This is a genomic window from Streptomyces sp. NPDC111656, assembly GCF_055656965.1.
This window is the reverse complement of record NZ_JBVKCA010000005.1, coordinates 582,000-596,157: the sequence shown is the minus strand read 5'-3', so window position 1 is coordinate 596,157 and position 14,158 is coordinate 582,000. Positions and strand designations below refer to the sequence as shown.

The window sequence follows — 14,158 nt, the reverse complement described above, 5'->3', positions numbered from 1 at the left end:
TCAGGACGTCCAGATGCCGGTGATGTCCTTGCCGGAGGCGGCGTTGCCCGCGTGTGTCGACAGGCCCTGCGAGTCCTCCAGGGTGCGCAGCAGGTCGTAGTGGTTGTAGGTGGTCGAGCTGGTGGATCCCGCGGTCACCTGCTGGCCGTAGAACACGGTCGGGATCTTGTTGCCGCTGAGCCGGTTGTCCTCGTCGAAGGTGACGACGAGCAGGCTGTTGTGGGTCTTGGCCCAGGTCGCGTACGCGCCCAGCTTGTTCTTCAGCCAGGTGTCACCGGTCGACACCGAGCAGTCGTGCATGTCGCTGCACAGGTTGGGGACCACGAAGGAGACCTGCGGAAGCGTCGTGTAGTCCGTCGGGAACTGGGTGAAGGTCTTCGCGGTCGACGTCGGTACGTTGCTGAAGCCGAACCACGGGTTGTGCTTCCGCGCGTAGTTGCCGCTGCTGCACGTCGTGGAGCCCTGGCTGGGCAGCGTCTCGTTGTAGCTGGCCCAGGTCCTGCCCGCCGCGATCACCTCGGAGGCGAGGTTCGCGGCGGAGGAGAAGCCGGGGGTGACACAGCTGTCGTCCGTGACGCCCTGGGTGGAGCCGGAGAAGAGGGCGTAGTAGTTGGGCTGGCTCGGGTGCGTCAAGGCGTACGACGAGGTGAGGTTGGCGCCGCCGGTCTTGAGCGAGTTGATGTACGGGGCGCTGGAGGAGCCGATCACCTGGCTGTACGCGTGGTTCTCGAAGACCACGACGACCACGTGGTCCGGGGTCGGCACCCCGGCCGCGGCGTGCGCGGTGGTGGAGCCGCCGAGGCCGGTCCACAGGCCCACCGCGGCTGCGGTGAAGGCGAGGGCGGACGCCACGACGGCACGACTGCGGCGGTACACGTTTCTGCCGGACACTTCAGACCTCCGGTGGGGGGGAAGGCGACGGTGGCGGTGCGGACAGAGCATGCACACGCCAACATTCCCCTGTGCCAAGGCACCCAACCGGCGGGGTGAAGACCTGATGAACTGCTCACCTCCCGGCCTGCGCGGTCGTCGCCACCCCGCTCGCCTTCCTTCTTTTCCTGCCCTCCTCGCCGCTCGCACGGGCCGCATCCGAGGACACCTCCCACGGAAGCCGGTTCCGGTGCGGGGCGCCACCGTGGGGACCGGGGTTAGGCTCGGGCTCGTACGACCTTGATCGGACCGGTCGTGCGACCTGATCCGACGGGAGGGCCCAGGATGATGGCGCCGGGGCGCAGGAGCAGTACCTTCACGCGGCTGCTGCGACACGGTTTCACCGATCCGTCGGCCGCCGAGCGGCTCCTGGACGGCGCGGAGCTCGAGCCCGTACGGTCCGATCCGGTGCTCCTCGACGCGCTCGGCGCCACCGCCGACCCCGATCTCGCCCTGCTCGGGCTCGTCCGGCTCGTCGAGGCGCAGGACGGTCACATCGCCGAGCGGGAACTCCTCGACACCCTGATCGCGGCCAAGCCGCTGCGCGACCGGCTGCTCGGCGTCCTCGGTGCCTCCGCCGCCCTCGCCGACCACCTCGCCCGGCACCCGCGCGACTGGCAGGAGCTCGTGACGTACGAGCCGCAGGACCTCCATCCCGGGGTACGGGAGTTCGAGCGGGGGCTGGCGCAGGCGACCGATCCCGTCGCCCTGCGCGTCGCCTACCGGCGCTGCCTGCTGTCCATCGCCGCACGTGACGTGTGCGGCACCACCGACCTCGCCCAGACCGCCGCCGAACTCGCCGACCTCGCCACGGCCACCCTGCGCGCCGCGCTCGCCATCGCCGGCCGCGCCGCGCCCGACGACGCCGCGCTGTGCAGGCTCGCGGTGGTCGCGATGGGGAAGTGCGGGGGGCACGAGCTGAACTACGTGTCCGACGTCGATGTCATCTTCGTGGGGGAGGCGGTGGAAGGGGCTGACGAGCGCAAGGCGCTGCAGGCCGCCACCCGGCTCGCCTCCCACATGATGCGGATCTGTTCCGAGACCACCGTCGAGGGCAGCATCTGGCCCGTCGACGCGAATCTGCGGCCCGAGGGGCGGAACGGGCCGCTGGTACGGACCCTGAGCAGTCACCTCGCCTACTACCAGCGGTGGGCCAAGACCTGGGAGTTCCAGGCCCTGTTGAAGGCGCGGCCCGTGGCCGGGGACCTCGGACTCGGCGAGGAGTACGTGGCCACGCTGGCGCCCCTGGTGTGGCACGCCGCCGAGCGGGAGAACTTCGTCGCCGACGTACAGAAGATGCGGCGGCGGGTCGTGGAGAACATCCCCGTCGCCGAGATCGAGCGCGAGCTGAAACTCGGACCGGGGGGACTGCGCGATGTCGAATTCGCCGTGCAGCTCCTCCAGTTGGTGCACGGGCGGGCCGACACCTCGCTGCGCAGCGGGACCACGCTGGACGCGTTGAAGGCACTCGCGGCCGGTGGGTATGTCGGGCGGGCCGACGCCGTGCAGCTCGACGACGCCTATCGGTTCCTGCGGTCCATGGAGCACCGGATACAGCTCTACCGGCTGCGGCGGACCCATCTGGTGCCCGAGGACGATGCCGATCTGCGGCGCATCGGGCGGTCGCTCGGGCTTCGGGCCGATCCCGTCGTCGAGCTGAACCGTGAGTGGAAGCGGCATGCGGCTGTCGTACGGCGGCTGCACGAGAAGCTGTTCTACCGGCCGCTGCTGGACGCCGTGGCCCAACTCGCCCCGGGCGAGAGCCGACTGAGTCCGAACGCGGCGCGGGAGCGGCTCGTCGCCCTCGGGTACGCCGATCCGGCCGCTGCGCTGCGGCATTTGGAGGCGCTGGCTTCCGGTGTCTCGCGGAAGGCCGCGATCCAGCGGACCCTGCTGCCCGTGCTGTTGGGGTGGTTCGCGGATTCCGCCGACCCCGACGCCGGGTTGCTGAACTTCCGCAAGGTGTCGGACGCCCTGGGCAAGACCCCTTGGTATCTGAGGCTGTTGAGGGACGAAGGGGCCGCGGCGGAGAACCTGGCGCGGGTGCTGTCGGCCGGGCGGCTCGCTCCGGACCTGCTGATGCGGGCGCCGGAGGCCGTCGCGCTGCTCGGCGACGGGGACGGGGGCGGGCTCGAACCGCGCGGCCGTGCCCATCTGGAGCAGGAGATCCTTGCCGCGGTGAGGCGGGCCGACGGGGGCGAGCAGGCGGTGACCGCCGCGCGTGGTGTGCGGCGGCGGGAGCTGTTCCGTACGGCCGCCGCGGACATCGTCGCCTCGTACGGCACCGAGGAGACGCCGGCCGTCGCCGATCAGGGCGCGCTGGTGGATCAGGTGGGCGGGGCGGTGTCCGACCTGACGGCGGCGACGCTGGCCGGGACTCTGCGGGCCGTGGTGCGGGACAGGTGGGGGGACACGCTGCCCACGCGGTTCGCCGTCATCGGGATGGGGCGGTTCGGGGGGCACGAGCTCGGTTACGGGTCCGATGCGGATGTGCTGTTCGTGCATGAGCCCCGGGAGGGTGTCGACGAGCAGGAGGCATCCCGGGCGGCCAACGCGGTCGTCTCGGAGATGCGGCGGTTGCTTCAGGTCTCCAGTGCGGATCCGCCCTTGCTGATCGACGCCGATCTGCGGCCCGAGGGGAAGTCCGGGCCGTTGGTGCGGACGCTGAACTCCTACGGGGCGTACTACCGGCGGTGGTCGTTGGTGTGGGAGTCGCAGGCCCTCTTGCGGGCCGAGTTCGTCGCGGGGGACGAGGAACTGGGGCGGCGGTTCATCGAGCTGGTCGATCCGTTGCGGTATCCCGCGGAGGGGCTCGGCGACGACGCCGTACGGGAGATCCGGCGGCTGAAGGCCCGGATGGAGTCGGAGCGGATGCCCCGCGGGGCCGATCCGACGCTGCACACCAAGCTGGGGCGGGGCGGGCTGTCCGACGTGGAGTGGACCGTGCAGCTGTTCCAGTTGCAGCACGGGTGGGTGGAGCCGGGGCTGCGGACCACTCGGACACGGGAGGCGCTGGGCGCGGCGTGCGCGGCGGAGCTGGTGTCCGGAGAGGACGCCGTCATCCTGGACGAGGCGTGGGTGCTGGCCACGCGGGTGCGCAACGCGGTGATGCTGGTACGGGGGCGGGCCGGGGACACGTTTCCTTCCGACGGGCGTGAACTCGCCGCGGTCGGGCGGTACTTGGGGTACGGGCCCGGTCATGTCGGCGACATGCTCGAGGACTACCGGCGGATCACTCGGCGGGCTCGGGCCGTGGTGGAGGTGCTGTTCTACGGGGCGTGAGCCATGGGGGTCTGCGGCATGGTGGGCGGGTCGGGGCCGTGCCGGTACGTCAGCCCGTCGCCGCCGGATCAGGCGTTTCCCTGTGGGGAGCCGCTTCCAGGCCCGGACGTAAGCGACGGGCTTTGACTTACCGGCACGGCCCCTTCCGTCCGGGGGCGGGTGCGGGTGGCTGCCACTCCGGCCAGGACCACCGCCATGCCCGCCAGGGTGCGGGGGCCGAGCGTCTCGTTCAGGACCAGGGCGCCGAGTGTCACGGACACGACGGGGAGCAGGTAGCCGACCGTGGCCGCGCTGGTGGGGCCCTCCTCGGCGATCATGCGGTAGTTGAGGTAGAAGGTCAGGCCGGTGGAGAAGACACCGAGGACGGTGACGGCCAGCAGAGCCGTGCTGTCGGGGTGGGTGGGGGCCGCCGTGGGGAGGGCCAGGGTCGTCCAGGCCGTGGCCATGAGGAGTTGGGCCGCCGATACGGCCAGGGGGGCGCCGCGCGGGGTGAGGTGGCGGGCCATGTAGGTGAAGGCGATCGCATAGCTGGCCGCGGCGGCCAGGAGGGCTCCGGCGCCCCAGCCGGCCAGGCCGCCGTGCTGCCAGGGGGCGAAGATCAGCAGGACGCCCGCGAAGCCGAGGAACAGACCGGCCAGGCGCAGGGGGTGGAGGGCGCGGTCCGTGCCGAGAACCGCGCCCAGGAGGAGCGACCAGAGGGGAGTGGTCGCGTTCATGACGCCCGCGATCCCCGAGTCGACCGTCTGCTCGCCGAGTGCGAAGAGGGCGAAGGGGATCGCGTTGCAGAACAGCGCCGCGACGGTCACATGGAGCCAGAGGGCGCGGGAGCGGGGGAGGCGCTGGCGCGCCCCGCGGGCCAGGAGCAGGAGGACCGCCGTGCCCAGGGCGCAGCGCGTGACGGTGAGGTGGGCGGGGGACAGGCCGTGGTCCAGGGCCACCTTGATCCAGAGGAAGCCGGAGCCCCAGAGGAGCGCCAGGGTGGCCATACGGAGAGAGGAACGGGGAGAGGAACGGAGGGGGGAGGTGGCTGGGGGGCTTGGCATGCGTCCTACCGTCCGTGGTTTTTGGTTTGAGGACAAGTGAAGTGTTTTGCATGCACTGTTAAGGTGTGCTTCATGCTTGATGTGCGGCGTATGCAGGTGCTGCGGGCTGTGGTCAGCAGCGGGTCGGTGACGGCGGCCGCGGCGGATCTGGGGTACACGCCGTCCGCCGTCAGCCAGCAGATCGGGGCGCTGGAGAAGCAGGCGGGGACCGAGCTGCTGGAGCGGGTCGGGCGCGGGGTGCGGCCCACCGCGGCGGGGCTGCTGCTGACCGAGTACGCGGACGCCATCGGGCGGCAGGTCGCCGAGGCGGAGATCGCCCTCGCGGATCTGCGGGCGGGGCGGACGGGGCGGCTCGCGGTGCGGTACTTCGCCACGGCCGGGGCCGCACTGGTCGCTCCCGCCGTCGCGCGGTTTCGGCGTGAGCATCCCGGCGTACGGGTGGAGTTGAAGCTGATCGATGTGGAGGATCCGCTGCCCGACGTGAAGGAGGGGCGGGCCGATCTGGCCCTGGTGGTGCGGGCCGACGGTACCGGTCCCGAAGGCATACGGCTCGAACGTCTGCTCGATGATCCGTACCGGGTCGTGCTGCCCAGGGGCCATCGGCTCGCGGGGCGGCGGCTGCTCGAACTGGCGGAGCTGGCCGATGAGCCGTGGGTCGGGAGCGAGTGGCCGGGGCCCTGTCTCGACGCCCAGTTGGACGCCTGTGCGACTGCCGGGTTCCGGCCCTCGTTCGCGGTGCAGAGCGAGGACTACGCCACCGCTCAGGGATTCGTGGCGGCCGGGCTCGGAGTGAGTCTGATTCCCCGGCTCGGGCTGGGGAGCCGGCACCCTGGTGTGGTGGTGCGGAAGGTGCGCGCCCCCGAGCCGGTGCGGGTCCTTTACGCGGCGGTACGGGAAGCGGGTCCCGGCGCGGCCGAGCGGCCGGCGCTGCGCGGACTGCTGGACGCGCTCCGGGGCGCGGCCCACCCCGACCGGTGACGGCTCACGCCGAGTGGCGAGGGCCGCGAGACGGGACGTATCGCCCCGGCGGACGGCGAACGGGCCCGTCGGTCACCGACGGGCCCGTGCGACGACAGCTCAGGGTGTCAGGTCTCCAGCGGCACCAGGGGCGCGCCACGCGTTCCGGGAACCCAGCGGGGCAGGGCGTACGGCAGAGTGCCGTACCAGAGGCGGGCGACCGTGAAGCCGAAGGTCAGGCACAGCATGCCGCCCACCGCGTCCAGCCAGAAGTGGTTGGCGGTGGAGACGATGACCAGCAGCGTGGCCGCCGGGTAGAGCAGGCCCAGGACGCGCACCCACGGCACCGAGGCCAGGGCGAAGATGGTCAGACCGCACCACAGGGACCAGCCGATGTGCATCGACGGCATCGCGGCGTACTGGTTCGACATGTGCTTGAGGTCCCCGGAGGCCATGGAACCCCACGTGTGGTGGACGACCACCGTGTCGACGAAGTCGCCGCCGTTCATCAGGCGGGGCGGGGCCAGCGGGAAGAAGTAGTAGCCGAGCAGGGCCACCGCCGTGGTGGCGAAGAGCGCGAGGCGCGCCGCCGCGTACCGGCCGGGGTGGCTGCGATAGAGCCACACCAGGACACCGAGCGTCACGACGAAGTGCAGCGTCGCGTAGTAGTAGTTCATCCCGATGATCAGCCATGTCGCCGAGTTCACGGCGTGGTTGACCGACTGCTCGACGGCGATCCCGAGATGGTGCTCCATGCGCCACAGCCAGTCGGCGTTGCGCAGCGCCTCCTGCTTCTGCTCGGGCACGGCGTTGCGGATCAGTGAGTACGTCCAGTAACTCACGGCGATGAGCAGGATCTCGAACCAGAAGCGGGGGCGACGCGGGGTGCGCAGCCGGCGCAGGAACGCCTTCCCCGCGTTCTCCTCCGCGACGGGGCGTGGAGCGGCCCGGTCCTGGCCTTCCAGTGTCGTCACGGTCGTCTCACCCATAGGCACAAAGTCTGCCAGAAAAGCGTTCCGCGACCGATCATCCCTTGGTTGGGTCCTGGCCGCACGTTCTACGACGGGAGGAGTCCTACGCGCAACGTATGCGCTCCTCCTTAGGGACGATTCCGGTCCCCAGGGGCCGAAGCGGTCGAACCGCGCACCACCAGTTCCGGCATGAACACGAATTCACTGTGCGGCGCCGGAGTTCCACCGATCTCCTCCAGCAACGTCCGCACGGCAGCCTGTCCCATGGCCGGGACCGGCTTGCGGATCGTCGTCAGGGGTGGGTCGGTGAAGGCGATCAGGGGGGAGTCGTCGAAGCCGACGACCGATATGTCCTTCGGCACCTCCAGGCCCCGCTGCCGAGCCGCCCTTATCGCGCCGAGGGCCATCATGTCGCTCGCGCAGACCACCGCCGTGCACGCCCGGTCCATGAGGGCGGTGGCCGCGGCCTGACCGCCCTCCAGGGTGTACAACGAGTGCTGGACCAGTCGCTCCTCGATGTCGGCCGGGCTCAGCCCCAACTGCTCCTGCATCGTGCGCACGAAGCCCTCGATCTTCCGCTGCACGGGCACGAACCGCTTCGGACCCAGGGCGAGTCCGATGTTGGTGTGCCCGAGCGAGACGAGGTGCGTGACCGCGAGGGCCATCGCCGCGCGGTCGTCCGGGGAGATGAAGGGCGCCTGGACCTTCGGCGAGAAACCGTCGACCAGGACGAACGGGACGCCCTGGGCGCGCAGCTGCTCGTAGCGCTGCATGTCCGCCGAGGTGTCGGCGTGCAGACCGGAGACGAAGATGATGCCGGCGACGCCCCGGTCCACCAGCATCTCCGTCAGCTCGTCCTCGGTGGAGCCGCCCGGTGTCTGGGTGGCGAGGACCGGGGTGTAGCCCTGACGGGTCAGGGCCTGGCCGATGACTTGCGCCAGGGCCGGAAATATGGGGTTCTCCAGCTCCGGGGTGATCAGGCCCACCAGGCCTTCGCTGCGCTGCCGCAGCCGGACCGGACGCTCATAGCCCAGGACGTCGAGCGCGGCCAGGACGGACTGGCGGGTGGTCGCGGCGACGCCCGGCTTCCCGTTCAGGACGCGGCTGACAGTCGCCTCGCTGACCCCCGCCTGGGCTGCGATGTCGGCAAGCCGTGTGGTCACAGGATTGGACTGTACCGGTCGCATCTCAGACTGCCCACCAGACCGTTGAATCTGCGGGCAGTTCGGTCGTTTCGGTACCCGGCTCGACGTCCGCGCCGGCGAGCAGCAACGTGCCGGGAGTAGGGAAGGGGACGGGGGCCGCGGTGAGGTTCACCGTGCAGACGAAGGAGCCCTCGGCGGTGTCCCGGCGGAAGGCGAGGACCCCGTCGGGCGTCGGCAGCCAGGTCACCTGGCGGCCCGCGCCGAGCGCCGGGTGCTCGCGGCGCACGGCGAGCGCGCTGCGGTAGAACTCCAGCGTCGAGGTGGGGTCGCCCTCCTGCGCCTCGACCGTGAGGTTCTTCCAGGAGGCCGGCTGCGGCAGCCAGCTCGGGCCGCCCTCGACCGGGCCGAAGCCGAACGGCGCGGCCTCGCCGGACCACGGCAGCGGCACCCGGCAGCCGTCGCGGGTGCCGTCCTGGCCCGCGCTGCGGAAGAACGCCGGGTCCTGGCGGACCTCGTCGGGCAGGTCGACGACCTCGGGCAGCCCGAGCTCCTCGCCCTGGTAGAGGTACGCCGAGCCGGGCAGCGCCAGCATGAGCAGGGTCGCTGCCCGGGCCCGGCGCAGACCACGCGCCTCGTCCCCTTCCGCGAGACGCGTGGAGTGCCGTACCACGTCGTGGTTGGAGAGGACCCAGGTCGCGGGCGCGTGCACGGCGTTCATGGCGCCGAGCGAGCGGTCGATGACCTGGCGCAGGTCCGCCGCGTTCCAACCGGTGGTCAGATAGGAGAAGTTGAAGGCCTGGTGCAGCTCGTCCGGGCGCAGGTACAGCGCGCTGCGCTCGACGGTCGGCGTCCACGCCTCGGCCACCGCGATGCGCTCGCCCGTGTACTCGTCGAGGATCCGCCGCCAGCTGCGGTAGATCTCGTGCACGCCGTCCTGGTCGAAGTACGGCACGGCCTCGGTGCCCAGCAGCTTGACCTGCTCGTCGTGGCCGATGTCGGGCAGACCCGCCGCCTTGACGAGGCCGTGGGCGACGTCGATGCGGAAGCCGTCGATGCCGAGGTCCAGCCAGAAGCGCAGGATGGAGCGGAACTCGTCGTGGACGGCCGGGTGGTCCCAGTTGAAGTCGGGCTGCTCGGGCGCGAACAGGTGCAGGTACCACTCGCCGTCCTCGACGCGGGTCCAGGCAGGCCCGCCGAAGATGGACTCCCAGTCGTTGGGAGGCAGTTCGCCGTCGTCGCCCTTGCCGGGACGGAAGTGGAAGCGCTCCCGGATCGGCGAACCCGAGCCCTCGCGCAGCGCCTGCTTGAACCACTCGTGCTGGTCCGAGCAGTGGTTGGGCACCAGGTCGACGATCACCCGCAGCCCCAGCCCGTGCGCGTCCCGCACCAGGTCGTCGGCGTCCGTGAGGTTGCCGAACATCGGGTCCACCGCGCGGTAGTCGGCCACGTCGTAGCCCGCGTCCGCCTGTGGGGAGGCGTAGAAGGGGGACAGCCACACCGCGTCGACGCCGAGTTCCTTCAGGTACGGGAGCCGGGCCCGGACGCCGGGCAGGTCACCCATGCCGTCGCCGTTGCCGTCGGCGAAGCTGCGCGGATAGACCTGGTAGATGACCGCGTCGCGCCACCACTCCCGGCGCCCGGAGGCGGCGGAGGAGGCGTCGGTGGGGAGTGCGTCGGTGACGTGCTGGGTCATGGATTCCCTTAGGGGTGCGGGGGGAACGACGGAGGCGCTGGCTGAGTACGAGGGGTCCGCTAAGTGCGGGCGGGCCGTCAGGATTTCGTGCCTCCGGCCGTCAGACCGGAGACCAGGCTGCGCTGCACCAGCATGAAGACGAGGGCCGCCGGAAGGGTGATGATGATCGCCGTGGCCGAGGTCCACGCCCAGTCGGGCCGCTGGTCCTGCGCGAAGGTGCGGATGCCGACGGCGAGCGTGTAGTGGTCGGACTGCATGAACTGCGTGGCGTACGCGACCTCGCCCCAGGCGGTGAGGAAGCTGTAGAACGCGGTCACGGCGAGGCCCGGCTTGGCCAGCGGCACGATCAGCCGCCAGAACGTGCCGAACGGGGTGAGCCCGTCGACCCGGCCCGCCTCGTCTATCTCCTTGGGGATGGTGTCGAAGTACCCCTTCATCATCCAGGCGCAGAACGGCACCGCCGTCGTCGCGTACGCCAGGATCAGACCGAGGTAGTTGTCCAGCAGGTTCAGCTCGGACATAAGGAGATAAAGCGGCACGATCAGCACGATACTGGGGAACATCTGCGTGACCAGGAAGGTCCACATCAGCTGCCTGCTGCCGGGGAACTTCATCCGGGACACCGCGTATCCGGCGGTCGCCGCGAGGAAGACGCCGAGCACGGTGGTGCCGCCCGCCACGACGACGGTGTTCAGGAACCACTTCGGCAGGTCCGTCTGGGACAGCACATCGCTGTAGTTGTGCAGGCTGAGGTGCGAGAACACCTCGCTCGGCTGCTGCCAGGCGTTCTTCGGGCCGAGCGAGATGAACAGGATCCACATCACCGGGAAGGCCGCGATCACCGTGGCGACGATCAGCGTGCCGTGCAGGGCGATCGAGGAGCCGAGGCTGCGTTCCTCGCGGCCGCGCACCTTGCGGGGGGTGGCCACGGCGGACCGGCCGGCGGTGGCGGTCGCGGAGGACTCGTGGGTTGCTGCGGTCATGGCGAGGGCTCCTTACGCCTGCTCGGACTTCAGGGTGCTGCGGCGGTAGAAGGTCGAGAAGGCCAGCAGGAGGGCGAGGATGATGATCCCGTACGTCGCCGCGCCCGCGTAGTCCGAGATGCCGGTGAACGCCTTGCGGAAGGCGAAGGTGACGAGGATGTCGGCGTCGCCGCTCGTGTTGTTGCCCAACAGCAGATAGATGACGTTGAACATGTTGAACGTCCAGATGCAGCCGAGCAGGATCACCGTGTTCGACACCGGGCGCAGACCGGGCAGCGTCACGTTGACGAAGCGCTGCCAGGGGGAGGCGCCGTCCATCTCGGCGGCCTCGTACAGCTCCTTGGGGATGGACTGGAGTCCGCCGAGCACCGCGACCATGTTGAAGGGGACGCCGATCCAGACGTTCACCATGATGACGGCGATCTTCTGGGCGAGCGGGGTGCCGAGCCAGTCCTGGGCCGGCAGGCCGAACGCGGTGATGATCTCGTTGAAGACGCCGTACTGGGAGTTGAGCATCAGCCGCCAGGCGAAGACGCCGATGAACGAGGGGACGGCCCAGGGCAGGATCAGCATGGCGCGGTAGAAACCGCGGAAGCGGACCTTGCGGTTGAGCAGCACCGCGAGGCCCATGCCGATGCCGACCTGGAGGGTCACGCAGGACACCGTCCAGATGACCGTCCACAGCAGGCGGGGGTAGAAGTCGCTGTCCGCGCCCGACAGCACGTGCCAGTAGTTGTCGAGGCCGACGAACTTGTAGGTGGCCGGGCGGTGGAAGGCGCCGATGGTGGACGCCACGTTCGACTCGTTGGCGTCGGTCAGCGACTGGTAGATGCCGTACCCGAGCGGATACAGGACGAGGACGGTGAGGACGATGGCGACCGGGGTCACCATGGCCCAGGCGTACCAGTACTTGTCCCAGGACCGCCGGAGCGCCGAAACGCGTGGGGGGCGCGCGGCGTTCTTGCCGGGCGCTGGCTGGTCGGTCTTCTCGGTGCTCGCTGCGGTCGTCATCCTCATCGGCTCTTTCGCGGCGGAAATGCGGAGGTCTGGGGCTCGGGGGATCCGGGGTCCGGTGGGCCCGTGGCGGCTGGTGGCCCTGGTGGGCCCAGGGTCCGGGGATCCGGTGGGTCCGGTGTCCAGAGGCCCGGGGGCCAGGGTCCGGTGGACCCGGGATCCCGGATCCGGGGGAGTCTGGGGGGCTGGTCAACCCGGGGTCCAGGGGTCCGGGATCTGGTGGATCCGAGATCTGGTGGATCCGAGATCCGGTGGGTCCGGGGTCCGGTGGGTCCGGGGTCCGGTGGGTCCGGGGTCCGGTTGGTCCGGGGCCTGGTGGACCAGGATCCGGGACTCGGTGAACCCGCGGGGCCAGAGCCCTGGGGCTCTGGTGGACCCAGCGTCCAGACTCCGGTGACCCGAGGTCTGGGACCCGGGATCCGGGATCCGGGGTCTGGTCAACCCCTGGGGCCAGCGCCCCACGGGCCTGGTGGACCGGGATCTGGGGATCCGGTGGCCCGGGGTTCGGGGGTCCGGTGGCCCCGGGGCCTGGTGGGCCCGGGATCAGGTGGGCGCCGGGATCCTGAGGGAACCGGTGACCGCAGCCCCGGGGGAGCCCCGTTCGGGGCGGCAGCGGGGAAAACGTTCCCCGGGGCTGCGCGTTCTTCGGTTACCGGTGGATCAGGGGTTGCCCGGTCAGCCGATGGTGTAGCCGGGCAGGAGCTTCTGGAACTCCTTGGCGGTGGCGTCGAGACCGGCCTTGACGTCCTCGCTGCCCTGCAGGATCTTCACGTAGTTCTGCGCGAGCGGCGTGAAGAGCGAGCCGACCTGCGGCAGCGCGACGCGCGGACGGGCGGTCTGCTCCAGGATCGGCTTGAAGCCGGCGATCTTGGCGTCGGACGTGACCTCGGCCGTGTACGCCGACTTGCGGGTCGGCAGCGTGCCGGTGCCCTTGGCGATCTCGACCTGGCTGTCGGTCGAGGTCATGAACTGGGTGAAGAGGTACCCGGCGTCCAGGTTCTTGGAGCCCTGGTAGACCGCGAGGTTGTGACCGCCGGTCGGCGCCTGGGCCTTGCCACCGGGGCCGGCCGGGACGGGCGCGTAGCCGAGGTTGGTCTCCTTGCCCTTGAAGGCGCTGCCGCCCAGGTCCTCGCTGACCGACCAGGGACCCTGGACCAGCATGGCGACCTTGCCGGTCTTGAACGCCGTCTGCATGTTCTGGTAGGCGTTGGCGTAGTCGACCTTCATCGACGCCTCGTCCTGGATCTTCTTCGCCGTGGTGATCGCGGTGACGGCGTTGGCGTCGGAGACGGTGATCTTCTTGGCCGAGGTGTCGGCCATGTCCGCGTTGTTGCTGTAGAGCAGCGGGAGCAGGAAGTACGAGTCGGGGTTGAGGTAGGTGCCGTACGCCCCGGTCTTCTTCTTGATGGTCTTCGAGTCGGAGATGAACTCGTCCCAGGTGGTCGGCGGCTGCGCGATGCCGGCCTTCTTCAGGAGGTCCTTGTTGTAGAGGAGACCCAGGGTGTCGGTGACCGAGGGGACGCCGTACGTCTTGCCGTTGTACTTGGCGGTGTTCAGCGGGCCCGAGTTGAAGTCCGAGGTGTCCTTCAGCGCGATCGTGCCGTCGAGGGGGGCGATGTAACCGAGCGAGGCGTACTCGGCCATCAGGCCGACGTCGGTGCGGACGACGTCCGGGGCGCCCTTGCCACTCTTCGCCGCCGACTTGAACTTCTGCTCGACGTCGCTGAACGGGACGCTCTGGTAGTTCACCTTGATCTTCGGGTACTTGGCCTCGAACTTCTTGATGAGAGCCTTGTACGTCGGGGCTTCGGTCGCCGCGTCCGATGTGTCCCAGTACGTGATCGTCCCGGAAATGTCGCCGGCGGCTTTCGGCTTGCTCGACGAGTCGTCGTCGGAACCACCACAGGCGGTCGCGGTCAGCGCGATGACGGTCACCGCGGCGGCGATCGATATGCCACGTCGCATATGAACTCCTAGAAGAGGGTTTGCCCGGATCTTCCCTTGGGAGGACCGCGGGTGCCGTCTGTCCCATCGACGGCCGCCGGGCTGGGGAGGAAACTAACAGCGCTGCAAGTCCTTGCGAAAGACGTTGCAAGGAAATTTCCGCAAGATCCCGCAAGCGTGACGTTCCCGTTACCGC

Annotated in this window: 10 protein-coding genes; 2 read left to right on the top strand and 8 right to left on the bottom strand. The window is 70.1% G+C overall.

Annotated features, from left to right (window positions below):
* A complete protein-coding gene (locus ACZ7M3_RS18885; RefSeq protein WP_472064546.1) occupies positions 1-891 on the bottom strand; it encodes an alkaline phosphatase family protein in 891 nt (296 codons plus the stop codon).
* A gap of 324 nt (positions 892-1,215) precedes the next feature.
* Between ACZ7M3_RS18885 and ACZ7M3_RS18880 the strand changes: the two genes are divergently transcribed.
* On the top strand, positions 1,216-4,212 hold the full coding sequence (locus ACZ7M3_RS18880; RefSeq protein WP_472064544.1) for a bifunctional [glutamine synthetase] adenylyltransferase/[glutamine synthetase]-adenylyl-L-tyrosine phosphorylase: 2,997 nt from the start codon (positions 1,216-1,218) through the stop codon (positions 4,210-4,212).
* A gap of 68 nt (positions 4,213-4,280) precedes the next feature.
* On the opposite strand, the gene ACZ7M3_RS18875 is transcribed toward ACZ7M3_RS18880, so the two are convergent.
* On the bottom strand, positions 4,281-5,198 hold the full coding sequence (locus ACZ7M3_RS18875) for a DMT family transporter (protein ID WP_472064542.1): 918 nt from the start codon (positions 5,196-5,198) through the stop codon (positions 4,281-4,283).
* Between the two features lie 147 nt (positions 5,199-5,345).
* Here ACZ7M3_RS18875 and ACZ7M3_RS18870 point away from each other — a divergent pair, with 147 nt between their 5' ends.
* Positions 5,346-6,233 carry a LysR family transcriptional regulator gene (locus ACZ7M3_RS18870; RefSeq protein ID WP_472064592.1) on the top strand — a complete coding sequence of 296 codons (888 nt, stop codon included), beginning with the start codon at positions 5,346-5,348 and terminating at the stop codon, positions 6,231-6,233.
* Between the two features lie 107 nt (positions 6,234-6,340).
* On the opposite strand, the gene ACZ7M3_RS18865 is transcribed toward ACZ7M3_RS18870, so the two are convergent.
* From ACZ7M3_RS18865 to ACZ7M3_RS18840, 6 genes are all read right to left on the bottom strand, one after another.
* Positions 6,341-7,201 (bottom strand): phosphatase PAP2 family protein, encoded by an 861-nt coding sequence (locus ACZ7M3_RS18865; protein ID WP_355622216.1) that lies wholly within the window; start codon positions 7,199-7,201, stop codon positions 6,341-6,343.
* A gap of 110 nt (positions 7,202-7,311) precedes the next feature.
* Entirely contained in the window at positions 7,312-8,346 is a 1,035-nt protein-coding gene (locus ACZ7M3_RS18860) for a LacI family DNA-binding transcriptional regulator (protein WP_095858125.1), read from the bottom strand.
* A gap of 25 nt (positions 8,347-8,371) precedes the next feature.
* Positions 8,372-10,021: a glycoside hydrolase family 13 protein gene (locus tag ACZ7M3_RS18855; RefSeq protein ID WP_472064540.1), complete on the bottom strand. Its 1,650-nt coding sequence runs from the start codon at positions 10,019-10,021 to the stop codon at positions 8,372-8,374.
* A gap of 77 nt (positions 10,022-10,098) precedes the next feature.
* Positions 10,099-11,004 (bottom strand): sugar ABC transporter permease, encoded by a 906-nt coding sequence (locus ACZ7M3_RS18850; protein ID WP_054230821.1) that lies wholly within the window; start codon positions 11,002-11,004, stop codon positions 10,099-10,101.
* 12 nt (positions 11,005-11,016) lie between these two features.
* Positions 11,017-12,021 (bottom strand): carbohydrate ABC transporter permease, encoded by a 1,005-nt coding sequence (locus ACZ7M3_RS18845; protein WP_388392955.1) that lies wholly within the window; start codon positions 12,019-12,021, stop codon positions 11,017-11,019.
* Between the two features lie 672 nt (positions 12,022-12,693).
* Complete coding sequence (locus tag ACZ7M3_RS18840; RefSeq protein WP_472064538.1) at positions 12,694-13,983, bottom strand: extracellular solute-binding protein; 1,290 nt, start codon at positions 13,981-13,983, stop codon at positions 12,694-12,696.
* Between the last annotated feature and the right edge of the window lie 175 nt (positions 13,984-14,158).

Excerpts from the sequence above, each read along its gene's own strand:
- ACZ7M3_RS18880 (WP_472064544.1), top strand. The coding sequence starts at position 1,216 with ATGATGGCGCCGGGGCGCAGGAGCAGTACCTTCACGCGGCTGCTGCGA.
- ACZ7M3_RS18875 (WP_472064542.1), bottom strand. The coding sequence starts at position 5,198 with ATGGCCACCCTGGCGCTCCTCTGGGGCTCCGGCTTCCTCTGGATCAAG.
- ACZ7M3_RS18870 (WP_472064592.1), top strand. The coding sequence starts at position 5,346 with ATGCAGGTGCTGCGGGCTGTGGTCAGCAGCGGGTCGGTGACGGCGGCC.
- ACZ7M3_RS18865 (WP_355622216.1), bottom strand. The coding sequence starts at position 7,201 with ATGGGTGAGACGACCGTGACGACACTGGAAGGCCAGGACCGGGCCGCT.
- ACZ7M3_RS18855 (WP_472064540.1), bottom strand. The coding sequence starts at position 10,021 with ATGACCCAGCACGTCACCGACGCACTCCCCACCGACGCCTCCTCCGCC.
- ACZ7M3_RS18850 (WP_054230821.1), bottom strand. The coding sequence starts at position 11,004 with ATGACCGCAGCAACCCACGAGTCCTCCGCGACCGCCACCGCCGGCCGG.
- ACZ7M3_RS18845 (WP_388392955.1), bottom strand. The coding sequence starts at position 12,021 with ATGAGGATGACGACCGCAGCGAGCACCGAGAAGACCGACCAGCCAGCG.
- ACZ7M3_RS18840 (WP_472064538.1), bottom strand. The coding sequence starts at position 13,983 with ATGCGACGTGGCATATCGATCGCCGCCGCGGTGACCGTCATCGCGCTG.